Origin of the sequence: Bradyrhizobium sp. cir1, from assembly GCF_014198245.1 — a bacterium.
Taxonomy (GTDB): Bacteria; Pseudomonadota; Alphaproteobacteria; order Rhizobiales; family Xanthobacteraceae; genus Bradyrhizobium.
The window spans coordinates 20,531-42,944 of the sequence record NZ_JACIHE010000031.1; the positions used below are offsets into that span (position 1 = coordinate 20,531).

At 63.6% G+C, this 22,414-nt stretch carries 20 protein-coding genes and 1 tRNA gene; 9 read left to right on the top strand and 12 right to left on the bottom strand.

The window, feature by feature from the left end:
- Positions 1-13: 13 nt before the first annotated feature.
- The 3 genes from GGD63_RS35425 to GGD63_RS35435 all read right to left on the bottom strand — a co-directional run bounded on the left by GGD63_RS35425 (position 14) and on the right by GGD63_RS35435 (position 2,708).
- Positions 14-625, bottom strand: a complete 612-nt coding sequence (locus tag GGD63_RS35425; RefSeq protein WP_080133344.1) for a glutathione S-transferase family protein — start codon at positions 623-625, stop codon at positions 14-16.
- Between the two features lie 140 nt (positions 626-765).
- The gene (locus GGD63_RS35430) at positions 766-1,608 is read right to left on the bottom strand and encodes a fumarylacetoacetate hydrolase family protein (RefSeq protein ID WP_183249251.1); all 843 of its coding nucleotides are present in this window, start codon (positions 1,606-1,608) and stop codon (positions 766-768) included.
- Between the two features lie 239 nt (positions 1,609-1,847).
- A complete protein-coding gene (locus tag GGD63_RS35435; protein ID WP_183249334.1) occupies positions 1,848-2,708 on the bottom strand; it encodes an MBL fold metallo-hydrolase in 861 nt (286 codons plus the stop codon).
- 133 nt (positions 2,709-2,841) lie between these two features.
- Between GGD63_RS35435 and GGD63_RS35440 the strand changes: the two genes are divergently transcribed.
- Complete coding sequence (locus GGD63_RS35440) at positions 2,842-3,318, top strand: DUF3775 domain-containing protein (RefSeq protein WP_183249253.1); 477 nt, start codon at positions 2,842-2,844, stop codon at positions 3,316-3,318.
- Positions 3,319-3,595: 277 nt separating this feature from the next.
- Here the strand turns inward: GGD63_RS35440 and GGD63_RS35445 are convergent, their stop codons facing one another.
- The gene (locus tag GGD63_RS35445) at positions 3,596-4,378 is read right to left on the bottom strand and encodes an SDR family oxidoreductase (RefSeq protein ID WP_080133341.1); all 783 of its coding nucleotides are present in this window, start codon (positions 4,376-4,378) and stop codon (positions 3,596-3,598) included.
- A 221-nt stretch (positions 4,379-4,599) separates the two neighbouring features.
- Positions 4,600-5,112, bottom strand: coding sequence for a CvpA family protein (locus GGD63_RS35450; protein ID WP_183249255.1), 513 nt, complete (start codon positions 5,110-5,112; stop codon positions 4,600-4,602).
- 121 nt (positions 5,113-5,233) lie between these two features.
- On the opposite strand from GGD63_RS35450, the gene GGD63_RS35455 reads away from it, so the two are divergent.
- Positions 5,234-5,995 carry an SDR family oxidoreductase gene (locus tag GGD63_RS35455; protein WP_183249257.1) on the top strand — a complete coding sequence of 254 codons (762 nt, stop codon included), beginning with the start codon at positions 5,234-5,236 and terminating at the stop codon, positions 5,993-5,995.
- 219 nt (positions 5,996-6,214) lie between these two features.
- On the opposite strand, the gene GGD63_RS35460 is transcribed toward GGD63_RS35455, so the two are convergent.
- The gene (locus GGD63_RS35460; protein ID WP_183249258.1) at positions 6,215-7,807 is read right to left on the bottom strand and encodes a GMC family oxidoreductase; all 1,593 of its coding nucleotides are present in this window, start codon (positions 7,805-7,807) and stop codon (positions 6,215-6,217) included.
- A 71-nt stretch (positions 7,808-7,878) separates the two neighbouring features.
- Positions 7,879-9,336, bottom strand: coding sequence for a coniferyl aldehyde dehydrogenase (locus tag GGD63_RS35465; RefSeq protein ID WP_183249260.1), 1,458 nt, complete (start codon positions 9,334-9,336; stop codon positions 7,879-7,881).
- Between the two features lie 310 nt (positions 9,337-9,646).
- On the opposite strand from GGD63_RS35465, the gene GGD63_RS35470 reads away from it, so the two are divergent.
- Positions 9,647-9,723 (top strand) — tRNA-Met (locus GGD63_RS35470).
- A 115-nt stretch (positions 9,724-9,838) separates the two neighbouring features.
- Here GGD63_RS35470 and GGD63_RS35475 read toward each other — a convergent pair.
- On the bottom strand, positions 9,839-10,069 hold the full coding sequence (locus tag GGD63_RS35475) for a DUF4167 domain-containing protein (protein WP_183249262.1): 231 nt from the start codon (positions 10,067-10,069) through the stop codon (positions 9,839-9,841).
- Positions 10,070-10,190: 121 nt separating this feature from the next.
- On the opposite strand from GGD63_RS35475, the gene GGD63_RS35480 reads away from it, so the two are divergent.
- From GGD63_RS35480 to GGD63_RS35490, 3 genes are all read left to right on the top strand, one after another.
- Positions 10,191-10,811 carry a DUF892 family protein gene (locus tag GGD63_RS35480; RefSeq protein WP_312013481.1) on the top strand — a complete coding sequence of 207 codons (621 nt, stop codon included), beginning with the start codon at positions 10,191-10,193 and terminating at the stop codon, positions 10,809-10,811.
- Positions 10,812-11,320: 509 nt separating this feature from the next.
- Positions 11,321-11,926: an NADH-quinone oxidoreductase subunit B family protein gene (locus tag GGD63_RS35485; protein WP_312013482.1), complete on the top strand. Its 606-nt coding sequence runs from the start codon at positions 11,321-11,323 to the stop codon at positions 11,924-11,926.
- A gap of 67 nt (positions 11,927-11,993) precedes the next feature.
- The gene (locus GGD63_RS35490; RefSeq protein ID WP_183249264.1) at positions 11,994-12,827 is read left to right on the top strand and encodes an alpha/beta fold hydrolase; all 834 of its coding nucleotides are present in this window, start codon (positions 11,994-11,996) and stop codon (positions 12,825-12,827) included.
- 87 nt (positions 12,828-12,914) lie between these two features.
- On the opposite strand, the gene GGD63_RS35495 is transcribed toward GGD63_RS35490, so the two are convergent.
- From GGD63_RS35495 to GGD63_RS35510, 4 genes are all read right to left on the bottom strand, one after another.
- Complete coding sequence (locus tag GGD63_RS35495; protein ID WP_183249266.1) at positions 12,915-13,952, bottom strand: thermonuclease family protein; 1,038 nt, start codon at positions 13,950-13,952, stop codon at positions 12,915-12,917.
- Between the two features lie 237 nt (positions 13,953-14,189).
- Positions 14,190-14,735, bottom strand: a complete 546-nt coding sequence (locus tag GGD63_RS35500) for a hypothetical protein (protein WP_183249268.1) — start codon at positions 14,733-14,735, stop codon at positions 14,190-14,192.
- 183 nt (positions 14,736-14,918) lie between these two features.
- Positions 14,919-16,322 (bottom strand): MATE family efflux transporter, encoded by a 1,404-nt coding sequence (locus GGD63_RS35505; protein WP_183249269.1) that lies wholly within the window; start codon positions 16,320-16,322, stop codon positions 14,919-14,921.
- A 42-nt stretch (positions 16,323-16,364) separates the two neighbouring features.
- Positions 16,365-16,865, bottom strand: coding sequence for a hypothetical protein (locus tag GGD63_RS35510; protein ID WP_183249271.1), 501 nt, complete (start codon positions 16,863-16,865; stop codon positions 16,365-16,367).
- Positions 16,866-17,156: 291 nt separating this feature from the next.
- Between GGD63_RS35510 and GGD63_RS35515 the strand changes: the two genes are divergently transcribed.
- From GGD63_RS35515 to GGD63_RS35525, 3 genes are all read left to right on the top strand, one after another.
- Positions 17,157-20,210 carry an AAA family ATPase gene (locus GGD63_RS35515; protein WP_183249273.1) on the top strand — a complete coding sequence of 1,018 codons (3,054 nt, stop codon included), beginning with the start codon at positions 17,157-17,159 and terminating at the stop codon, positions 20,208-20,210.
- A 340-nt stretch (positions 20,211-20,550) separates the two neighbouring features.
- A complete protein-coding gene (locus GGD63_RS35520) occupies positions 20,551-21,771 on the top strand; it encodes an OpgC domain-containing protein (RefSeq protein ID WP_183249275.1) in 1,221 nt (406 codons plus the stop codon).
- Positions 21,772-21,818: 47 nt separating this feature from the next.
- Positions 21,819-22,307 (top strand): DUF2059 domain-containing protein, encoded by a 489-nt coding sequence (locus tag GGD63_RS35525; RefSeq protein WP_183249277.1) that lies wholly within the window; start codon positions 21,819-21,821, stop codon positions 22,305-22,307.
- Positions 22,308-22,414: the final 107 nt, after the last annotated feature.

Sequence of the window (22,414 nt, forward strand, 5' to 3'; positions counted from 1 at the left end):
AGAACTCCCGCTGTTATGCGGCTGGCGGCACCGAGATCTTGACCGAGGGCCGCTCCAGCATCTTCTGGTGGAACGCGTCGAGCTTCGGATAGGCCTTGCGCCAGCCGCAATCGGCGAAGCGGAAATCGGCATAGCCGAGCACGCAAACGAGGCCGATCTGCGAGATGTCGAACGGGCCGTTCAGCACGTCGGGCATGTTCTCGAAGCGCGCCATGCCGGTCCAGGCCCGGTTCCAGTGATCGTCCGACCACGCCTGCCATTGCAGGCCCTGCGGCCGCACCATCTTCTCGTAACGGCATAGCAGCATGGAATCGAGCATGCCGTTGATCAGGGAGTGATTGGTCTTGGCCTTCCAGCGCCGCGGGCCGTAATCCGGGATCAGGCTGCCGCCGGCCATCTCGTTGAGATATTCGACGATGACGTAGGAATCCAGAATGACGTCGCCGTCATTGGTGATCAGCACCGGCAGCTTCTTCAGCGGCGTGATGCGCGAATAATCCTCGTTGGCCGTGCCCGGCGCGACGGTCGCAGGCGTCAGCTCGATCTTGTCGATCAGCCCGAGCTCGATCGCTGCAATGCGCACCTTGCGGGCGAAGGGCGAGGCGGGGGAGAAGGTGAGCTTCATCGGAAAATGTCCTACGGGCTGGCCGGCAATTGGTTTTCGTCATTGCGAGCGAAGCGAAGCAATCCAGTCTGTCTCCGCGGAAATAGTCTGGATTGCTTCGTCGCTTTGCTCCTCGCAATGACGGGGAGAGGGCGGAGGTCTTACGCCGCGATGATCTCCTGGCGCTGCTCGCCGAGGCCCTCGATGCCGAGTGTCACGACGTCGCCGACATTGAGGAAGGTCGGCGGCTTCATGCCGAGGCCGACGCCGGGCGGGGTGCCGGTGGTGATGATGTCGCCGGGCAGCAGCGTCATGAACTGCGAGACATAGGAGACGCACTTGGCCATGGAGAAGATCATGGTCTTGGTCGAGCCGGTCTGGCGGCGCTGGCCGTTGACGTCGAGCCACATCGACAGGTTCTGCACGTCCTTGATCTCGTCCTTGGTCGCGAGCCATGGTCCGACCGGGCCGAAGGTGTCATGCGACTTGCCCTTGGTCCACTGGCCCAGGCGCTCGATCTGGAAGGCGCGCTCGGAGACGTCGTTGCAGACGCAATAGCCGGCGACGTAGTTCAGCGCGTCGGCTTCCGAAACGTACTTCGCCCGGGTGCCGATGATGGCGGCAATCTCGACCTCCCAGTCGAGCTTGGTCGAGCCGCGCGGCTTCTCGACCGCATCGTTCGGGCCGGAGAGCGAGGTGTTAGCCTTCATGAAGATGATCGGCTCGGTCGGGATCGCAGCGCCGGTTTCCTTGGCGTGATCGCTGTAATTGAGGCCGATGGCGATGAATTTCGAGATGCCGGTGACCGGCGCGCCGAACCGCGGCTTGCCGGAGACGGCGGGCAGCGAGGCGGGGTCGAGCGCCGCGAGCTTCTTCAGGGACTCCGGCGAATAGGCCTCGCCCGTGAGGTCCTTCACATGCGCCGACAGGTCGCGCAACTGGCCGGATTTGTCGATAAGGCCGGGTTTTTCCGCACCCTTTTCGCCATAACGAACAAGCTTCATTCTCGTTTCTCCCTGGAGATTGGACCGATCGGTTAACAGCTTCATGGAACAGGGCGGCGGGAAATTCAACCGCTCAAAACGGGCCGCATTGCAGCCCTTCCTTTGTAGGGTGGGTTAGCGCGCGGCTGCGCGAAGCGCAGTCCGGGCGTAACCCACCTCTTTTCTTTCCGAGGAGGATAGACCGTGGTGGGTTACGCCCAGCGGACTGCGCTGCGCGCAGCCGCAGGTCTAATCCCACCCTACGAACCCCGCGATTCCAGCGCCACAAACCTGAACGCGTCCCCGTCGCGCCTGATATGCCCGGCCGAAAAATGCCCGCCGATCACCAGCGTCTCCGTGTCGGCAAAGCGGCCGAACAGCGCTGCCCTCGTCGCCGCCGATTGCGCCTGGTCCGAATCCGCAGTCGAGGACCAGCCGAGATTCGCCATCTGGCAGGGATGATGGGCGACGTCGCCGGTGAGCAGGCCCTGCTCGCCGTCAGATTTGATCAGGATGCTCATATGGCCGGGGCTGTGGCCCGGGGTTGGGATCATGCTGATCCCCTCGCAGAGCTGATGGTCGCTCGGGATCAGATCGGCCCGGTCCGCATCCATGATCGGCTGCACGGAATCACCAAACACGGCGGCCTTGTCCGGCTCGATGGAATGGTCGCGCCAGTGCTCGTATTCGGTGCGGCCGAAGACGTAACGCGCCTTCGGGAAGGTCGGCACCCATTTGCCATCGATCAGCTTCGTATTCCAGCCGACATGGTCGACGTGGAGATGTGTGCACAGCACGGTGTCGATGCTGTCGGGCGGAAAGCCTGCCGCTTCCATAGTCTGCAGGAAAGGCGTGGTGCGGTTGTTCCAGGTCGGGACGCTGCGGCCCTGCTTGTCGTTGCCAAGGCCGGTGTCGACCACGATGCGGCGCGTCGGCGTTTCCACCACCAGCGAATGGATCGACATCTTCAGCCGGCCTTCGTCGGTGGCGAAATGCGGGATCAGCCAGGGCAGCTTGCAGATTTCATCATTGGTCGCCAGCGGCAGGATGAAGCGGGTCGAGCCGACCGTCTCCAATTCCACCACCTTGGTGACCTTGACCCTGCCGATCTTCCATTGCATGCGGCGCACCCCCATGTTCTTGCTTTGGCGCGGAAACATGCACACTTTCCGCCGTCAAGCGCAATGGATCACCTGCTGCGATGCGGCGTTATCGCGGGAACCCAAGAGAAAGCGACGCCAAAAGAGGGCTGCCATGCCAGAGCTTGCAATTTCCGCCGAGAAAGTTGCCTTCATCATCGAGAAGGCGCGCGAATTCGACGTCAAGGAAGGCGATGCCGATCCCGATTCGGGATCGAATCCGAGCGATGACGATGCGGTCGATGTGCTCGAGGATGACGGCTCCGATCCCGTCGGCCGCGAGCTCGGCGGCTTCATCGTTGCCCTGAACGAGGACGAGCAGGTCGATCTCGTCGCGCTGACCTGGCTCGGCCGTGGCGACGGCACGATCGACGACTGGGACGATCTGCGTGCCCGCGCCGTGGAGGCGCGCGGTGAATATCGCAACCCTCGGCGGGAGACCGTGCACTATCTGCTCGGCGAGCCGATGCTGGGCGATCTGCTCGCCGATGGTCTCGATGCCTTCGGCATCGACTGGACCGACGAGCGCCTCACCGCCGATTCCTCCGATCCCAGCGAGCGGGACGAGGACGAGCCGACGAAGCAGCGGTGATTGAACTTGCCTCTCCCCGCGAGAGCGACGGCTATCGCATATGACTTTCGGCGACACTTCACCGCACGCCTCGTCCTTCGAGACGACCGCTCCGCGGTCTCCTCAGGATGAGGCTAAGCAGCATCGGCGCTCGCTGGAATTGCTGCCGCGCACTCCGCCCTCATCCTGAGGGCCCGCCGCAGGCGGGCGTCTCGAAGGATGGGTTGCGGGCGAGCTGTCCCGCCATGCTTCTCAGATGCGATAGCCCTGCCCACAAGAGCGGGGAGAGGCAGAAGCCTCAGAGTGTGCCCGGGAAGGCGCCGCCGTCGAGCAGAATGTTCTGCCCGGTGATGAAGCCCGCCTTGGCGCCGCAGAGGAACGCGCAGGCATAGCCGAACTCGTCGGGCTGGCCGAAGCGCCCCGCCGGGTTGAGCTTGGCGCGCTCGGCCAGGATCTGCTCGGGTGTCGTGCCGCGCTTGTCGGCCTCGGCCTTCGCGGTGCCGGTCAGGCGGTCGGTCTCGAACGGGCCCGGCAACAGGCCGTTGATGGTGACGTTGTTGATCACCGTCTTGCGCGACAGGCCGGCGATGAAGCCGGTGAGGCCGGCGCGCGCGCCGTTGGAGAGGCCGAGGATGTCGATCGGGGCCTTCACCGCGGCCGAGGTGATGTTGACGATGCGGCCGAACTTGCGCGCCATCATGCCGTCCACGGTCGCCTTGATCAGCTCGATCGGGGTCAGCATGTTGGCGTCGATCGCCTTGATCCAGTCGTCGCGGGTCCAGTTGCGGAAATCGCCGGGCGGCGGGCCGCCGGCATTGTTGATCAGGATATCGGGATCGGGGCAGGCCTTCAGCACGGCTTCGCGCCCCGCAGGCGTCGTGATGTCGCCGACGATCTCAGTGACCTTCACGCCGGGATAGGCCTTGCGGATGTCGTCGGCGGTCTTCTTCAAAGCTTCGGCGCCGCGCGCGGTCAGCGTGACGTCAACGCCGGCTTCGGCCAGCGAGATGGCGCAGGCGCGCCCGAGGCCCTTGCTGGATGCGCAGACGATGGCGCGGCGACCTTTGATCCCAAGATCCACTGTTTCACTCCCGAAAATAGCAGGCAGGTTTTGGATGGGCCGCACTCTAGCCAAATGTGACGCCGCTGATAAGAGACGGGCTCGCACCAAAATGCATGCGCGCCGGCGCTGCGATGCAAATGTGCAGGCATGATCCGGACCCGAAGGGCGCGTTAGCGAAAAGTGTGTAGCGGTTTTCCGAAAAGATCATGCCCAAACAACAAAGCGCGATCGTATCGCGCTCAGATGCGCCGCTCCTGCTTGAGGCGGTCGATCACGGACGCGGCCTCCGGCGGCAGTGACTTGAAGCCCATCTGGCCGACCGTGGAGAACAACGGCCGCAGATGCGAGCCGGCGAGGAATGGCGGCTGGTGGTTCGCCGGCACGATCCGGTCGAACACCAGCACCAGCGTGGTGGCGACGAGGCCGACCCTGACGGCGCCGAGCGCGGCGCCGCCGAGCCGGTCGCCGATGCCGGCCTCGCCGATGGTGTCGTTCAGCGCGACGCGGCCGATATGGCCGAGCAGCATGCCGACGACGACGAAGATGCCGAAGAACCAGATCCAGTTCTGCAGCAGCGGCGAATTCGGATTGCCTGCGATCTGCGGCGCGATCAGCGGCATCAGCGCGACCGCGATCGGCGCGGCGAGCAGATAGGCGAGGATGGTCATGGCGCTGCGGAGCAGGCCGGTCCTGAAACCGAGGCCCACCGCGACGGCGAGCGCGGCATAGACGGCGAGATCGAAACTGTTCATGAACACAACCCTGCCTCGATGGAACGATTGAACGCTGAACCGATCATTCCGGTTTCAGATCGCTAAAATCGTCTGTATTGATGGCTCCAAAAGATCAGGGGTCACGCGCAAGGACATCGTCATGTCAGGCCTATTCGACGTCAGTAAAGAAACCATCCTCGTCACGGGCGCGAGCCAGGGGCTGGGGCGGCAGTTTGCCCGGGTGCTGGCAGCGCATGGTGCGGCCGTCGTGCTGGCGGCGCGGCAAACGGACAAGCTGAAGAGTCTGGAACAGGAAATCCGCGGCAAGGGCGGCCGCGCCGCCGCCGTCGCGCTCGACGTCACCGACACCGCCTCGATCGCAGGGGCCGTCGATGCGGCGGAAGCCGCGCTTGGTCCCGTCACGGTGCTGATCAACAACGCTGGCATCGCCATCGAGAAGCTCGCGACCGAGCAGACCGAGGCCGATTGGGATGCCGTGATCGGCGCCAATCTGAAGGGCGCCTATTTCCTCGCCACCGAAATCGCCCGCCGCATGATCGCGTGCAAGCAGGACGGCAACATCGTCAACATCGCCTCCGTGCTCGGCACCGGCGTCTTGAAGGCGGTCTCGCCCTACGCGATCTCCAAGGCCGGCATTATCCAGGCGACCAGGGCGATGGCGCTGGAGCTCGCGGGGCAGAACATCCGCATCAACGCGCTCGCGCCCGGCTACATCGACACCGAGATGAACCACGCGTTCTGGTCGACGCCGGCGGGCGAGCGCCTCGCCAAACGCATCCCCCAGCGCCGCATCGGCACCGAATCCGATCTCGACGGCGCGATCCTGCTGCTGGCCTCGAAGGCGTCGCGGTATATGACGGGGAGTGTGGTGACGGTGGACGGCGGGTTCTTGCTGAATTGAACGCTGCCGCATTGCTCCACAAGCGATTTTCACTCCGCCGTCGTCCCGGACAAGCGCGCCTCAAGCGCGCGCCGATCCGGGCCCCATAACCACAGGACGTGGTTTGGCGAAGACTCTGAGTTGCCATCTCGCGCCACAACTTCTCCCTGTGGCTATGGGTCCCGGATCGGCGCTTACGCTTGTCCGGGACGACAGTGGAGGATGACGCAACGGCTCACACTACCGCACCTCCCCCCTGATCATATCCGCCGCCTTCTCCCCGATCATGATGGTCGGCGCATTGGTGTTGCCGCCGATCAGCGTCGGCATGATCGAGGCGTCGACGACGCGCAACCCCTCGACGCCGTGTACCTTCAACGCCGGATCGACCACGGCCATCGCATCCGTGCCCATCTTGCAGGTGCCGACGGGATGATAGACCGTATCGACGCGTTCGCGCAGAACGTTGCGGATGTCGTCGTCCGTTCTCACATCGGATGTGAACATGTCCCTTTTCTGCAACGCGCGCAGCGCCGGCGTCTCCATCAGCCGGCGCGTGGTCTTGAAGCCCGCCACCATCGCCTCGAGATCCTCCGCCTCACCCAAAAAATTCGGATCGATCATGGGTGCTGCGAGCGGATCGGCGCTTTTCAGCCATATGCTGCCGCGGCTCTTCGGTCTGAGCAGACAGAAATGGCATGAGAAGCCCGCCTCCTTGTGACGCTTGCGGCCGTGGTCGTCGAGCATCGCGATGACGAAGTGCAGTTGAATGTCTGGTACGTCGAGGTAGGCCTGCGTCTTGAGGAAGCCGCCACACTCGGCGAAATTGGTGGTCATCAGTCCGCGTCGCTCCCTGCGGTACCGCTGGATCGCGCGCAGCAGGGATGGCAGCCGACCGATCGACGAGTGAACGAAGTGCGGGTAGTCGGAGGCGTAGACGAACACGAAATCCGGATGGTCCTGCAGATTGCGCCCGACGCCCGGCAGGTGATGCACGACGCCAATGCCGTGCTCACGAAGCGCATCGCCGTCGCCGACGCCCGACAGCATCAATAGCTGCGGTGACTGGAAGGCGCCGGAGGCGAGGATCACCTCGCGGCGGGCGCGCAGCTGCTTCTTCTGCCTGCCCTGCACATATTCGATGCCGACCGCGCGTCCTCCTTCGAACAGGATCTTCGTTGCCTGCGCCGCCGTCTCGACCCGCAGATTCGCGCGCTTGTCCATGTAGGGATCGACATAAGCGCGCGCCGCGCTCCAGCGCTCGCCATGGCGCTGCGTCACCTGGTAGCTGCCGAGTCCTTCATGGTCCTCGGCATTGAAGTCCTCGCGAATGCGGAACTGCGCCTCGCGCGCGGCCTGATGGAAGACGTCATGGATCGGATTGTCCGAGCGCAGCTTGTTGACGTGCAGCGGGCCGCCCTTGCCGTGATATTCGCCGTCGAAATCGGCGTTGTTTTCGGAAGCCTTGAAGTAGGGCAGCACGTCCGCATACGACCAGCCGGAATTGCCGAGCGCGGCCCAGTGGTCGTAGTCCCATTTGTTGCCGCGGATGTAGACCATCGCGTTGATCGCCGAGGAACCACCGAGGCCCTTGCCGCGCGGTTGATAGCCGATACGGCCGTTCAATCCCTTCTGCGGCACGGTATCGAACGCCCAGTTGGCCGCGCTGTATGGCAAAGCGAGCCCGAATGGCGTGGTGATCCGCCAATTGTCGTTCCGCCCGCCCGCATCGAGCAGCGCCACGGAAGTGGCCGCATCCTCCGACAGCCGGCCCGCGACGGTACAGCCGCCGGAGCCCGCGCCCACGACGATGAAATCGAATGTGTCAGTCAATGTTGTTTCCCCCCAGAGTCTTTTTGTTGGTCGTCATTCCGGGTTCGCTTCGCGCCCCGGAACGACTGCCCCTACGACATCAATCGCATCAGCTTCTCCAGCCGCGCGATCTTGCCGCCATAGGGCGGATAGAGATCGGCGAGGCGGTTGAACTTCGAGCGATAAAACACCGGCTTCAGCTTGCTGAACGTGCGAAAACCCCATTCACCGTGATAGACGCCGGTGCCGGAGGCACCGACGCCGCCCATCGGCTGGTTGATTTGCGCAAAATGAAACAGGCAGTCGTTGACGGTCACGCCGCCGGAGATCGTGCGCGCCAGCACCTCGTCGCGGGCAATGCCGTCCTTGCCGAACCAGTACAGCGCGAGCGGCCGGTCGCGCGCGTTGACGAAGGCGATCGCCTCGTTCGCATCGCGAGTGCCCAGCACCGGCAGCACAGGCCCAAAAATCTCCTCCTGCATCACCGCCATCGCTTCCGTCGCACCGACGATCAGCGTCGGCGGGAATTTGCGGTGCGCCTTCCAGTTGGGATCATCCGCCTGCGCCGGTTGCAGGATCTTTGCGCCGCGCTGGGAGGCATCCGCGACCAGGCCTTCCAGCCGGGCATAATGCCGGTCGGAGATGATGGCGGTGTAGTCCCTGTTGGCGGGATCGGTGCCGAACATGCGCCGCATCTGCGCGCGCACCTTCTCGGCGAAGGACTGCACGGAATTTTCCGGCACCAGCACGTAATCCGGCGCGATGCAGGTCTGCCCGGCATTGAGCAGTTTGCCGTAGGCGATGCGCTCGGCCGCCTCATCGAGATCGGCGGAGGCGTCGATGATCGCCGGCGACTTGCCGCCGAGCTCGAGCGTGATGGGCGTGAGATTGCGCCCCGCGGCTTCCGCGACCAGCCGCCCGACCCGGGTCGAGCCGGTGAACACCAGGTGATCGAAGGGGAGGCTCGCAAACGCCTTTGCGACTTCATCCTCAACGCCGGTGACCAGCAGCTCGGTCGCATCGAACCTTGCGGCAATCGTCTCCTTCAGCAGCGCGGAAAAGTGCGGCACCAGTTCGCTCGGCTTGATGATGATGCGGTTGCCGGCGGCGAGCGCACCGATCGCGGGCGCGAGCGTCAACTGGAGCGGATAATTCCAGGGCGCGATGATGCCGACGACGCCGAGCGGCTGCGGCAACAGTCGGTTGCGCGCCGGCAGGAATTGGAGCGCGGTGGCGATGCGCTGCGGCGCCATCCAGCTCTTCAGGTGCTTTGTCGCATGCCGGATCTCGCTGTAGACCATCATGGCTTCGGCGATGGTGGTCTCGACCGAAGAGCGGTGGCCGAAATCGGCCGAGATCGCCTGCCGGAAGCGTTCTTCATTGTCGGCGACGACGGCGCGCAGCCGCGCGAGCCGGTCGAGCCGCTCGGCGAGCGTTGCGGCCGGTCCGGTCCGCGACCGCGCGACCATGGCATGGAAGCCATCCTGCAGCGCCCGCAGCGCGGGGCTCGTCAGCGATCGGTCCAAGGGACGATCCAAGCCGTGGTTCATGGCGCTCTCCCCTCAAAGGGCGTTTGCCCCGACTTTTGTTGCCGCAAGCTGGCCCTTTGCGGAACTTCTGGCAAGTCTGCGGCAAATCGACCGGAATCCGGTCCCTCTGCCTGTCATAAAGTCGAAAAAAACGTCCCCGCAGCCCTTTCCAAAGGCAGCCCGCCTTGATACATACGCCCCGCACCCGACGGGCTTTGGCCCGGGGTTGTCTTCCAAGGAAGCCTTTGGGACGGAAGAGAAAAGCCACGCGAACAGCGCCGGCCCTCATCCACCGTCCCCGGCATTCGACGAGGGCTAAGCAACAGTTTAACGCGGGGTGGAGCAGCCCGGTAGCTCGTCAGGCTCATAACCTGAAGGTCATAGGTTCAAATCCTATCCCCGCAACCAAATTCGGATTTTACCGGATCCGAGATGAAAATGGCCCGCATGATGCGGGCCGTTTTTGTTTTGGGGCCATCGCGACCGTGATCTTTGCCCCGTCACCAATCGAGCAGCGCGGTCACTATAGCTCCCGGCGCGAAGCGTCCGCGGCGTGATTGTCGCGCATTGACCGCAGATAGTGCTCGGCGTGCTGAAGATAGTTCTCTGCCGCGACGGTGTCGCCCCTCAGGGCTTCGGCACGAGCCAGCTCCAAATAGCGTTCATAGTGCCTTTGCGCATTCCGAGGATGTCGTGGGAGTAGCGCCTTGGAGGCCCTATTTCTGAGTTTCCGTGATCGCGTGCTTCTCGGCATGGGCGTAACTGCTGGATCGTCGTGGCGCCGTCCGGTTCCAAAATGGTTCTCGCCGGTACCATCCTTTCGACATGCTAACGCCCGATCGAGGGAAATGGTCCCCTAAATTAGACCTCCGTCCGTGGCGCAACCGGCGAGTTCCTTCCAGAGGCGCGGGGCCGGTGAGGAACGGCTGCCGAAGCAGCCTGTTGACCGCAAAGCGGGGCATCCGAGCCGAAATCGTCAATCCAAGCTACAGGCAGCCATCATGAGGATCGAGAACTTCAAGGACATGTACATTGCCGAACTGCAAGAACTCGTGAGCATGGAGCACCAACTCGGCGACGCGCTGGGGCGAATGGCCGAGATAGCGGTGCATCCATCGCTAAGGGATGCACTGACGCAGCATCAGCAAGAGACGATGCAGCAGGCCCAGCGGCTTCGTGGAATCCTGCGCAGGCATGATGCAGACGCGCTTGCGCATACGGATCAGGCGATGGAGGCCCTGATCGAGGAGACCGCGAAGATGATGAAGATCGTCGGGCAGGACGATTTGCGCGACGCCGCCTTGATCGCATCCGCCCAAAAGCTCGAACACTACGAGATTGCGGCCTATGGCAGTGCGGCCGCTCTCGCCGGACAGCTCGATCTCAGAGAGGACCAGAACGTGCTCCACGAGAGCCTCGAGGAGGAGAAGGCGGCCGACCGCATGCTGACTGCGCTCGCGAAGAGTGAAGTCAACCAGGACGCCCTTGCAGCCTGACAGGGTACTTGCTTTCAAAGGGCAGCTTCGGAGCACGCAACTCACTTCACCGAGCCGGGTGACCGCTTGCTGGCGGTCGGTGCCCATTGTCTTCCGCCGTCCCGACTCTAAAGGCTGCCGGAGTCCTAGCTGCCGTGCATGTGGCGGCGCTCCGCGTCGGTCGCTTCCGAGATGCCCCCAGAAGACGAACAATCTTCCTGGCCGGATTGGTTGGGGCCGTTGTCCTGGCGGCACTGCTCGTTGTCTTGGCCCGTTAGGCGCAGTCCGTCTGGAACCCGATCAACGTGGCGCTCCTTGCAGAACACGAAAAATGCATCTGGCAGAAAAATAAAATAGCAACCGCACCTGCGAACGCCTGTTGAGCAGACAACAGGCGTCGTCCCTTGAATGGGAGGGTTATCGCATTTGAGAGCTTTCCCTGTGACCATCCTTCGAGACGCCCGCTTCAGGCGGGCTCCTCAGGATGAGGACGGAGTGCGCGGCAGCAGTTTTAACGGGCGCTCACGCTGATGAGCCTCATCCTGAGGAGGCGCGTAAGCGCCGTCTCGAAGGACGAGGCGTGCGCGCAGGCCGCCGCAACGAGGCCCTGCCTTGAATCGGAGGTTCGGATGAATGAAACAAGCGCCACATCCTGGAACATCGTCAACGAGAGTCTCGATGACCGCGGCCACTTCGTCGCGCGGCTCGATGATCTCATCACATGGGCGCGATCCGGATCCCTGATGTGGATGACGTTCGGGCTGGCATGTTGCGCCATCGAACAGATGCAGGTTTCCATGCCTCGTTACGATGTCGAACGTTTCGGATGCGCCCCTCGCGCCTCACCAAGGCAGTCGGACTGCATGATCGTATCGGGAACGCTCTGCAACAAGATGGCGCCTGCACTTCGCAGGGTCTACGATCAGATGCCTGAACCGCGATACGTCATTTCGATGGGCTCCTGCGCCAATGGCGGTGGCTACTACCATTACTCGTACTCGGTCGTTCGCGGATGCGACCGCATCGTCCCGGTCGACGTGTATGTGCCGGGATGCCCTCCGACCGCCGAGGCGCTGCTTTACGGAATCATGCTGCTTCAGAAGAAGATCCGGCGAACGGGGACGATAGAGCGATAGAGCCCGTCGCCGCAGTCACGCGCCTCGGCGGATGAGGACCTTGATGACCAATTGATCCGGAGGAGCGATGACGGCGCAATGGGTTCTACCGGAGCGGTTCTCGTTCGAAGGACAGGCGATCGCCTGGGGGGCGATCGGTGCAGGACCGCCGGCCGTCGTGATGCACGGCTCGCCGTTCTCCTCGCGCGAATGGCGGCGGATCGCGCCTTGGCTCGCTATGCGCCGGCGCGTGTTCTACTATGATCTCCTGGGCTACGGCCAGTCGGCCAAGCCGGACGCCGATGTCCTGCATGGTGCCCAGAACACGCTGTTCGCTGCCCTCCTAGACCACTGGAGCATCGAACGGCCCGACATCGTCGCCCATGATTTCGGCGGTTCGGCCGCGCTACGCGCGCACCTCTTGGACAGGGTCGACTACCGCAGCCTCGTGCTGATCGATCCGGTCGCGATCAGCCCGCAAGGTTCGGCGCTGGTCCAGGCGGCGAGGGCGCATCCCGAAGTGTTGGCCGGCTTGCCCCTCTATATTCACGAGGCGATCCTGCGCGCCTACATTGGCGCCGCCGTGAAGCGCAGCCTGCGCGAGGAGGACATGCGGGTTTACCTCGAGCCATGGCTGGACCAAGTGGGGCGGAAGGGTTTTTGGCGGCAGATCGCGCAGATGGACGACAAGTACTCGGAGGAAGTGGAAAGACGGTATGGAGAAATACGGTGTCCCGTCTCCATCCTATGGGGCGCCGAAGACGATTTCATCCCCCTGAAAGACGGCGAGGAGCTTGCTCGTCGCATTCCGGGAGCGTCGTTTACGGTGATCGCCGACGCCAAACATCTCGTCCAGGAGGACGCCCCCGAGGCGATCGTCGCCGCCGTTCTCGATTTTTGGCGCCGGCTGGAGCCGAGGTAAGCCGCGATCCTTAACCACGGTGAAGTGCACTCAATTTTGCTCTTGCCCCGCGCGGCTTCGCGCGAACCATTTCGGTCGGTGCCCTCCTCAAAATTCCCTGATCGCCTTCCCATCCGCTCCCACCAGCGTCGACGGCGCTTCCCCGAACACCAGCCCCTCCGGCTGAAATTTGATCTTGCTTCCGCCCTCGACGAACTCCGCAAAATTCCGCGGCGTCGCCGAGTGCACGCCGTTTTGCAGGAAGTCGCTGGTCTCGTAGCAGGTGTCGGGCTTGCCGCCGGAGCCTTCGCCCAGGAACTTCTGAAAGTTCTGGCTCGTCACCTTGGCCTTCTTGCGGGCGGACCAGTTGGTGTAGCGGCGGTAGAGCTTTGGCAGGATCACCGGGCCCTTGTCAGTCGCGAGCACGCCGGTCTCGCCCGCCTTGGGCTCGCGCAGGTCGAAGTCGAAGGCTCCGATGGTTTTGGCGAGATGCTTCCAGACCAGCAGCTTCTTCGCGCGCGCGGTCTTGGCCAGCGCAAGAAAAGCCCTGATCTCGTCCTCGTTCATCGAGGAGTAGAACGTCGGATAGGCAAAGCCCTGCGCGACCAGCCAGTGGTTGATGTCGACCTTGTCGCCCGCGACCATCACCTCGATGTCGCCGACCAGCCGGCCATAGGTGTCGAACACCTCGTTCGGCGCATCGACATGGGTGAACACCCGGCAGGCAAGCGCGACTTCGCCGCTGCTGCTGAGGAAATCATGCAGCGCCTTGCTCGCGGTCGCGCCGAGGAATTGCCGGTAGGAGTGGGTGACCTCGTGCCAGGCCTGCTTCCCGGCATCCGTCAGCCCCTTCTTCTCGGCGGCCGAGAGCGGCGACGGCATATAGTGCAGCTCCGGCGCGTCGATGCCCTGGAGGCGAATGGTGAGCTTGCCGTTCTTGATCGGAGGCGTCGACGTGCGACCCCTGACCTTGGCGCCCCCGAAGACGCGGGTCGGCTGGAACGGCGCGGTATCGTTCTTGCGGAAGCGGATCGCGTCGGGCGCGATGGTCACCACCACCTTCGTCGTATCGGCGTCCGACCGGCCCTCCGGCCAGAACTGTTTGACATCGATGGTGCCTTCGACCTCCAGCAGTCCCACGGGCATCGGCCGCTCCTGTCCAACGCGCGCGACGGTCGCTGTCTTCGGAGCCGACCCGCGCACACATTGAAGAGGAGCGGATCATGTTCGTACGACAGAGCCGTGACGGGAGGTGGGACGGGCGCGACATAGTCCGGCGCAGAGCGCGCGGTCGTTGCCTTTCGCATGCACGCAATAAAAGGGCGCGGGCCGGCAAAGTGCCGACCCGCGCCCAATCGGACGATGATGTCGCCGAGGCGCGGTCTATTTTTCGGAGAGATCGAGCCGGGTCCCCGCTGACGCCTCCGCTTTCCGCGGCTTCGCCGCATAGGGGCAGACCATGGTCAGGTTGAGCAGCGTCGGTGCCTGATCCTCGCCGTTGCCGTACTCCCAGACCAGGCGGATTTCGTGCTGGTCCGAGTTCGGTGCATCCTGCCGATGCTGCGTGATGTCGGCCTTCATCGGGATCGGCGGCTCCGAGTTGAAGCATTTGCGGATAGATGCATCCAGCAGCGCGCATTTCGTCGGCGGGACCACGACGCGCTCGTCGTTCGACAGGGGCGTGGTGTTCGGCTGGGCGGTGAGCTGAAGGCGGGCATGGCCAAGCGCCTTGAACCACACCTTGCCGCTGCCGTTCGGCCAGGTCTCCAGCGGCGACAGGATCGGCTGATACTGGCCGTATTCCATGGTCTCGATGTCGATCTGCTTCGAGGCCTTGAGCCGGGCTACGCTCTTCTTCATGTTTTTGAGGGGATAGTAGTTGCCGTTCATCAGGTCTTTGTAGTCCTGATCGTCGTAGATTCCGCCCATCGATTGCTCTCGATTTTTCCGCCGTCGCACTGGCACGAGTGCCGGCGAGATATTCCACGGTAGCGCGGTCAACGACGCACCGCGCTTGTGCCCCCAAGGTTACGTTGCGAACGCTATCATTCGTGAAGATGCGACGTCAACGAAGGCAACCTGAGAGCGTTTCGCCATGTGTGCCTTGCGCCGCTACTTGTCGCCAACGCTCGCCAAGCTCAGCGGGGCCTTTGCGCTGACCGTACGTGGTCCCCAGCGTGTAAACGCAATGCCCGCGCAGGAGAGAAGGCCCAGCAGTATCATCGAAACGGCCGTGAGCGCGAAGAAGCTCTCGGCAGTTGCCGCCCGCGACATCAGATACCAGCCGCCAAGAACGATAAAGAGGAGGCGCGCCGTCTGCGCCAGCACCGGACCGAGCACGTTGCCGGCGCCCTGCGACGAGAAATACATCGCCGAGGCAAGCCCGATGAAAGCGTAGAACGGGGCGACGGTCCGGAGAAACTGCCGGCTGGCGACATCTGCGTCGGCATTGTCGGTGAAGAGGCGAACCCACGAGTCCGGGAAGAGAGCGACCGCGCTCGCGAGCGCCCCGACGACAGCGAGAGCTACGAGACCGGTCGTCCAGGCGATGTGGCGGGCCCGCGCGATGCGCCCCGCCCCGATCGCAACGCCGATCATTGGCACCGAGCCGATGCCTACGGAAAAGGCAATGGTCGCCAGCACGTATTCAAGCCGTGCGCCGATCCCATACGCCGCGAGGACCGCCGTCCCAAACACGGCCAGCATATGAGTGAAGACGAGGTTGGTCAGCGTATTTTGCAGCGGGGAGAAGCAGGAGACCACGCCGACCTTGAGGATGTCGGCGAACAGCGCCCACTGCATGCGAAACCCGCGCAATTGAGGGACGATGCGACCTCGGCCGGAGAACAGGTACCAGCTCATTATCGCGATATTGATCGAATAGGCGATCAGCGATCCGGTCGCGACCCCCGGCATCCCGAACTGCGGCACCGGCCCGAGACCGAGGCCCAGCGCGCCGCCAAGGATGATCTGGCAGATTGCGGAATTGGCGACCATCAGGGATGGCAACTTCATATTGCCGGTGCCGCGCAGGACACCGGCCAGAGTGTTGACCAGCCAGGCGAGCACGGCTCCGCCGAAGTAAACCTGGCTGTAGGCAACCGCCTGCGCCAGCACGTTGCCGCGGCCGCCCAGCAATTCCAGCAGCTGCCGGCCGCCGGCCAGCATGCCCAGCATGAAGACCAGGCCGAAGAAGACCGCGATCAGCAGTGCGTGCGTGGCCAGGCTCTCGGCGCGGTCGCGGTCGCCGGCGCCGAGCGCGCGGGCAATCGCCGAGGCGACGCCCCCGCCCATGGCCGCACCGGACATGCTCATGGTCAGCATCACACAGGGAAACACCAGCGCCATCGCCGCCAGCGCCTCGATCCCGAGCCGCCCGATATACGAGGTCTCCGCGACCGCGACCAGTGTGCCGGCCAGGAACGCGAGCGCGTTTGGCCAGGCTAGCGAGAGCAGGGTGCGCAGTATCGGTCCGTCGAGTAGTGCATTTGGGGCTGGGCGAGGCGGCGATGACATCCGGACCTTCCTCCTCGTCAACCTTTCAGGTCCGCGCAGAGGTCAGGACTTGGCCGGCTTATGCGGACAGACCATCGTCAGATAGAGCAGCGTCGGCCTGTCCGAGCCCTTCTTGTATTCCCACTCCAACCGGATCTCGTGCCGATGGGCATATGCGTCGCTCGCCGCGTGGCTGATGATGTTGGTTTTCATCGGGATCGGCGGTTCGGAGTTGAAGCACTTCCGGACGCAGGCATCGAGCAGGTCGCACCGTGTCAGAGGGATGACGCCCGGCTCATCCCTGGACAGCGGGACCGTGTTAGGTTGGGTACTGAGGTCGACGCGGGCCCGGCCCTTCTCCTTGTGCCAGTACTTGGCGCTGCCTTGCGGCCATTTCGACGGCGGGTTCAGGATCAGGTGGTACTGGCCGTATTCCAAAGTCGGTAGATCGATGTCTTCCGAGGCCTTGAGCTTGGCCACGCTCCTCTTCATGTTCGCCAGCGGATAGTAATTGCTGTTCATCAGGTCTTTAAATGGCTTACCGGTATAGACGATCATGCCCATGTATTCTGCCCCTCAATGAGTGCCTGGCTTCCCCGGGAAATATGCAGCTCTGCGAAGCTCGACGGCGAGAACAAGAGCCTGGCGGCTCGTCGTTCGCAGCCACTTTTTCGCGCAGCTCTTGGCAAGCTAACACTTGGAACTGTGAATCGTCCAGATCAGCAAACGACTCGGGGGCACTATGCCCAGGATGAACTGCATGCCCGTTGCTAAGCGGGTATTCATAAGCGATCTTATCGCCATCGTTCGCAGTGGCCTACCGACCATACCGCTGCAAGGTCTTAAGAGCACGGAATGCTTTGCACGGCGTGTCAGTCGACGATCGACCCAGGCAACAGCCGCTGCCCCAATTGCGGAGCAGGCGTGCGCCGCTCCGATCCCGACAGTGAACGACGGTTTGTCACAATCCTTCGGGCCGATGTCATCGATTCCACCGGCCTCGTTGCGGAGCTTGATCCGGAGGAGGCGGTCTCGCGCCTGGAGCCGGCCCTGGCGGCCATGCGAGGGGCGGTTCGACAGTTCGGCGGCATCGTCAGCAAGGAGCTGGGCGATGGGCTTGCGGCGGTGTTCGGCGCCCCGATTGCGGACGACAACCACGCGCCCATGGCATGCCATGCGGCGATCGAGCTTGTCAGGCGCGTTGCAGGCCTGGGCGACCCCGGACTTCAAGTGCGAGTCGGCCTCCACTCCGGTCATGTCGTCGCCTACATGGTCGCCAGCGAGTTCTCCAAGGTCTACGAGATCGGCGGTGCCGCCCAGCATCTGGCTGCGCGGCTGGAGGCGTCGGCCGAGGCGAACCAGATCTACGCCTCGGAAGCCTGCCAAAAGCTCGCTGAGGGACATGTCCGGTTCGAATCGCTGGGCGGCAAGTCGCTGCGCGGCTTCAGCCAGCCCGTGCCGGTCTACCGGATCGTGGGCGCGAGCGACCTGTCGAGTTGGCGGGTGCGGCGGGCGCGCAGCGTCTCTCGCTTCGTCGATCGCACCGCCGAACGGGCCTTGCTGGAGCGTACCGCCGGAAACGCCAGGGCAAGCCGGCAGACGGTTCTGCTGCTCGGCGATGCGGGTATCGGCAAATCGCGACTCGCGCATGAGTTTGCCCAGGAACTGAAGGCCGATGGCTGGCGGTTGATCGACGCCGAGGCCAGCCCGAACCTTCAGGGTGCGCCCTTCAGCACGCTTAAGCGGATCCTGCTGTCGGCAATGGATGCAGCAGCAAAGGACCCCGGCAGCCCGGGGGATCCTCGGAAGGATCTGTCGGCGATTCAGCAAACCGCGCTCGACGCGGTGCTCGATCTGCCAATATCGAATCCACACTGGGACGAGCTGGAGCCTCATGCACGGGGACGAGCGATCTCCGATGCGAGCTGTGCGATCATCGGAGGCCTGGCCAGTCGGCAGCAAACGGTGATTCTGCTCGAAGATCTGCATTGGATCGACCGGGCGAGCGATATCGTCGTAGCCGCCATTGCGTCGCTACAGGCGGCCGGTCTGCTCGTGCTCTTCACCTCGCGCCCCAATGGGATGCCGGTCTGGATCGCGCGCTGCCACGCCGAGATCGTCGCGATGCGGCCCCTCGACGACGATTCGGGGCTGGCCATGCTGGCAGACATGCTCGGCTCCTCCGCGACGAACGCCGATCTGAAGAGCCGGATCATTTCTCATACCGCAAACGTTCCTCTGTTCATCGAAGAGGTTTGCCGCGGATTGAAGGACAGCGGCACGCTTCGCGGCCAATGGGGCGATCTTGCGCTCGTGCGTCCAATCGACGAACTCGGCATTCCCACCAGTATCCAGGGCGTTATTGCAGCGCGTCTCGATCGGGTGTCGAAGCAAGAACGATCTGTTCTGCAGATAGCCGCTACTTTGGGGCCGAGATCGAACGAAGCGATGCTGGCGAGGATTGCAGTCCTGTCTCACGGGGTTCTACAAGGTTGCCTCGCCGCGCTGGATCGCGCCGAGTTGCTCGTCAGGATCGATAGCGAATTGGAGAATTCGCTGGAGTTCCGGCATGAAATGGTCCGGCAGGTCACCTACGACTCGATGGTCGAAAAGGTGCGCGAAGACATTCATGCGCGCGTTCTTTCTGCCCTGGAGAGCAGCGAAGGCGGTGCCGACGATCCCGACAAGCTCTGCTATCACGCCACGCGGGCGAAGGATTGGGGCAAGTCGTTCACGTATGGCAGGGCTTCGGCGAGACGATGTCTGGCGCGGTCGGCATTTACCGATGCGGCTGACTATTTCGAGACCGCGATGCGTTCTTTGGATATGACACCGCCGAACCCCTCGAGGGAGGCGAATGCCGTGGATATTCGCATCGAGGCGCGTGCGGCGTTCATCGCATCCGGTCAGATTGCCGAATGGCTGAACCTCGGCAAGGAGGCCGAGCGCCGTGCCGATGCGATCAACGACATCGGCCGGAAGGTCGCTGCCATGACGGTCATGGCGGCTGCACAGAACTTCTACGGGACACCGCTCGAAGCGGTCACCGTCGGTGAGGAAGTGGTGCGCCTTGCGCAGGAGTGGGGCAATCCGGGGTGGCTCAATGCTGCACAATACGGCCTTGGCCAAGTGTATTTTCTTGCCGGACGCTATCGTGCGGCCGATGGTCTTTTTGTACGGACTTGCACCCAGCTCGCGGGACCAGAGGCTAGCGCTCCTTTCGGTTCGACCCCGAAATCCGCATTGCTGCTCTGTTGCATGATGAACGGCATCAATAAAGCCGTCATGGGCGAGCTCGATGCTGCCGAACAGCTCCAGCAACAGGCCGCCGCGATCGCCGAGGAGACCGGCCGTCCCTACGACCGCGTCGCCGCCGCCTATAGCGGCGGCTGGCTGAAGCTCGGGCGGAACGATCCGGCGGCGGCTGCTGCCATCCTCGAAGACGGCTTTGTCCTGGCGCAGAAGCACGGCATCCGGCTGTTCGTGCCGGTGCTCGCCTGCCATCTCGGCATCGCCTATCTCGAGCAGGGGCTGTTCGACCGGGCGCGCGGCATGCTGACCGAGGCGCGCGAGGAGGCCAAGGCGGTCGGCTATACCTCGGCGGTGCTGCGCAGCTCGATCTACCTTGCGCTCGCGACCCATCGCCTCGGCGATGTTCAGACCGCGCAGAACATGCTGCGCGAGGCCCGCAACACCGCCCGCCAGCAGGGCTTTTCCGGCCTCGAGGCCGAGGCCCTGGTCGGCGAGGCCATGGTGACGCCGGCCTCGGACGAGGCGAACAAGGCGGCGGTCCTGGCCGCCCTGCGCGCGGCGATCGCGATCGCCTCCGACAGCGGCGCGCTGCCGCTCAAGCAGAAGGCCGAGGCGATGTTGAACGAGATGCTCGCCCGCGGCGACGAGCTGACCTGACCTTTGGCGTTCAGCGGTCTGGCGTGCGATCGTACCGCCACGCCGTTTTTCCTGCCCGGCCGGCCGTTTTTATTTCCCAATGATATCAATGGCTTAATTTTGCGCTTCTACTGTGCATGGGGTTGTTTTCGATGTTTGTTTGAGCCGGCCGCCGCTTTTGGGACGGCCCGGCGGTGGCCCGCGCCGACGCGACCACAAAGTCCCTTGCGTAGACGCAGAGGTCAGCTACCGTTGGCGGGCCGCTGGCCACGGGGCCAGGTGACCTTTTGATTCGCATTTTTTAGCATTCCATTTTGCCGGCGCCGCCATGGCGCGACGCCCACCCGGAGAGGCGGGGGCCATGATCATACGGGACCAGTCAGCACTCCTTGCGCCGATCGAGCGCGACCTGCGGCTCGATCTCTTCCGCGGCATCGGGCTGTGGATGATCTTCCTCGACCACATCCCGCACGACGTCGTGGCCTGGCTGACGCTGCGCAATTACGGCTTCAGCGACGCCGCCGAGTTCTTCGTCTTCATCTCCGGCTATCTGGTCGGCTGGATCTACGGGCCGATCATCGCCGGCGGCTGGTTTCTCGCCGCGCTGAAGCGGCTGTGGCGGCGGGCGGCCGAGATGTATGTCGCCCATATCATGCTGTTCCTGCTGTTCACGGCGCAGATCGCGCGCACCGCGCGCCGCTTCGACAATCCGATGTACGAGCACGAGTTCAACGTGTTCAACTTCCTGTCGCATCCGGACGAGTTGATCGGGCAGGCGATCCTCCTGAAGTACAAGCCGGTCAATCTCGACGTGCTGCCGCTCTACATCACGCTGGTGGTCGCCTCGCCCTTCATGGTCTGGTGCCTGGTGCGCCGGCCGAACCTGACTCTCGCCGCCTCCGTCGTGCTCTACGTGCTGTCACGCTGGTTCGACTGGAACATCGCCTCCTATCCGCCCGGCACGAAATGGTACTTCAACCCGTTCTGCTGGCAGCTGATGTTCGTGTTCGCGGCCTGGTGCGGCATCGGCCAGATCGACAAGATCGCCAAATGGGCCTGGTCCAGGACGACGATGGCGCTCGCCGCGGCGTGGCTGGTCTTCGCGCTGCTGATCGTGATGACCTGGCACATCCACGCGCTCGAGGCCCTGATCCCGAAATGGATGATCAAGCTGATCTACCCGATCGACAAGACCGACCTCGACATGCTGCGCTTCACCCACTTCCTGGCGCTGGCGATCTGGGTAACCCATTTCATCTCGCGCAAATGGCGGAGGCTGCATGCCATCTGGCTGCGCCCCGTGATCCTCTGCGGCCAGCATTCGCTGCCGATCTTCTGCCTCGGGGTGTTCCTGTCGTTCTCCGCGCACTGGATCCTGACGCAATACACCAAGGGGGTCTGGGAGCAGCTCGCCGTCTCCATCGCCGGCATCGTCATCATGGTCGGCGCCGCATGGCTGCTCGGCCGGGCCGAGCGCGTGCCGAACCTGTTCGTGAAGGTGACGGAGGTCGAGGAGCCGGAGATGGCGGCCGAGAGCAGCGCATCGGCCGCAACCGCCACTGTCGCCCCTGCGAGCCGCTGAGGCAGCGCGCCGCCTGCTGTTCATGGAGAGGTCCAACGGAGAGCTCAATGTCCAGACGTTTGTTGACGATCGCCGGCACTCTCCTGTTTCTCGTCTGCGGCGCAGCGGCACAGGCGCCGTCGCCGGAGGCGATGAGCGCGGCGCGCAAGCTCATCGTCACCCTGAAGGTTGCCGACCAGTACCGCGCCTTGCTGCCGCAGCTCCTGCTCAAGCTGCGGCCCGTGGTCGCGCAGGACAGGCCGGAGCTCGAGCGCGACTACGATGCGGTGACGGCACCCGGCTCCGACATCTATGCTCCGTTCGTTGCGTCCATGATCGACCAGATCGCGGCGCTCTACGCCCAAACTTTCACGGTGGACGAACTGCGCCAGATTGACACCTTCTACGCGGAGCCCGCGGGCCGAAAGTTCCTGGAGAAGTCGGATGCGCTGGCGCAGGCGAGCGTGCAGATCAGCCAGGACGTCAGCCAGAAGGCCGCCGACGAATTGAAGCAGCGCCTCATCGAGGCGCTGCGCCAGAAGGGGCACAAGCTCTGAGCTGCCTGGCCCAAGCCTAAAGCATGATCCGGAAAAGTGCGAAGCGGTTTTCCGACAAGATCATGCGTAAACAACAACCTAAAGCGCGATGACGATTCATCCAGATC

Excerpts from the sequence above, each read along its gene's own strand:
- GGD63_RS35425 (WP_080133344.1), bottom strand. The coding sequence starts at position 625 with ATGAAGCTCACCTTCTCCCCCGCCTCGCCCTTCGCCCGCAAGGTGCGC.
- GGD63_RS35430 (WP_183249251.1), bottom strand. The coding sequence starts at position 1,608 with ATGAAGCTTGTTCGTTATGGCGAAAAGGGTGCGGAAAAACCCGGCCTT.
- GGD63_RS35435 (WP_183249334.1), bottom strand. The coding sequence starts at position 2,708 with ATGCAATGGAAGATCGGCAGGGTCAAGGTCACCAAGGTGGTGGAATTG.
- GGD63_RS35440 (WP_183249253.1), top strand. The coding sequence starts at position 2,842 with ATGCCAGAGCTTGCAATTTCCGCCGAGAAAGTTGCCTTCATCATCGAG.
- GGD63_RS35450 (WP_183249255.1), bottom strand. The coding sequence starts at position 5,112 with ATGAACAGTTTCGATCTCGCCGTCTATGCCGCGCTCGCCGTCGCGGTG.
- GGD63_RS35455 (WP_183249257.1), top strand. The coding sequence starts at position 5,234 with ATGTCAGGCCTATTCGACGTCAGTAAAGAAACCATCCTCGTCACGGGC.
- GGD63_RS35465 (WP_183249260.1), bottom strand. The coding sequence starts at position 9,336 with ATGAACCACGGCTTGGATCGTCCCTTGGACCGATCGCTGACGAGCCCC.
- GGD63_RS35475 (WP_183249262.1), bottom strand. The coding sequence starts at position 10,069 with ATGCCGAGAAGCACGCGATCACGGAAACTCAGAAATAGGGCCTCCAAG.
- GGD63_RS35485 (WP_312013482.1), top strand. The coding sequence starts at position 11,321 with ATGAGCCTCATCCTGAGGAGGCGCGTAAGCGCCGTCTCGAAGGACGAG.
- GGD63_RS35490 (WP_183249264.1), top strand. The coding sequence starts at position 11,994 with ATGACGGCGCAATGGGTTCTACCGGAGCGGTTCTCGTTCGAAGGACAG.
- GGD63_RS35495 (WP_183249266.1), bottom strand. The coding sequence starts at position 13,952 with ATGCCCGTGGGACTGCTGGAGGTCGAAGGCACCATCGATGTCAAACAG.
- GGD63_RS35500 (WP_183249268.1), bottom strand. The coding sequence starts at position 14,735 with ATGGGCGGAATCTACGACGATCAGGACTACAAAGACCTGATGAACGGC.
- GGD63_RS35505 (WP_183249269.1), bottom strand. The coding sequence starts at position 16,322 with ATGTCATCGCCGCCTCGCCCAGCCCCAAATGCACTACTCGACGGACCG.
- GGD63_RS35510 (WP_183249271.1), bottom strand. The coding sequence starts at position 16,865 with ATGGGCATGATCGTCTATACCGGTAAGCCATTTAAAGACCTGATGAAC.
- GGD63_RS35515 (WP_183249273.1), top strand. The coding sequence starts at position 17,157 with ATGCTTTGCACGGCGTGTCAGTCGACGATCGACCCAGGCAACAGCCGC.
- GGD63_RS35520 (WP_183249275.1), top strand. The coding sequence starts at position 20,551 with ATGATCATACGGGACCAGTCAGCACTCCTTGCGCCGATCGAGCGCGAC.
- GGD63_RS35525 (WP_183249277.1), top strand. The coding sequence starts at position 21,819 with ATGTCCAGACGTTTGTTGACGATCGCCGGCACTCTCCTGTTTCTCGTC.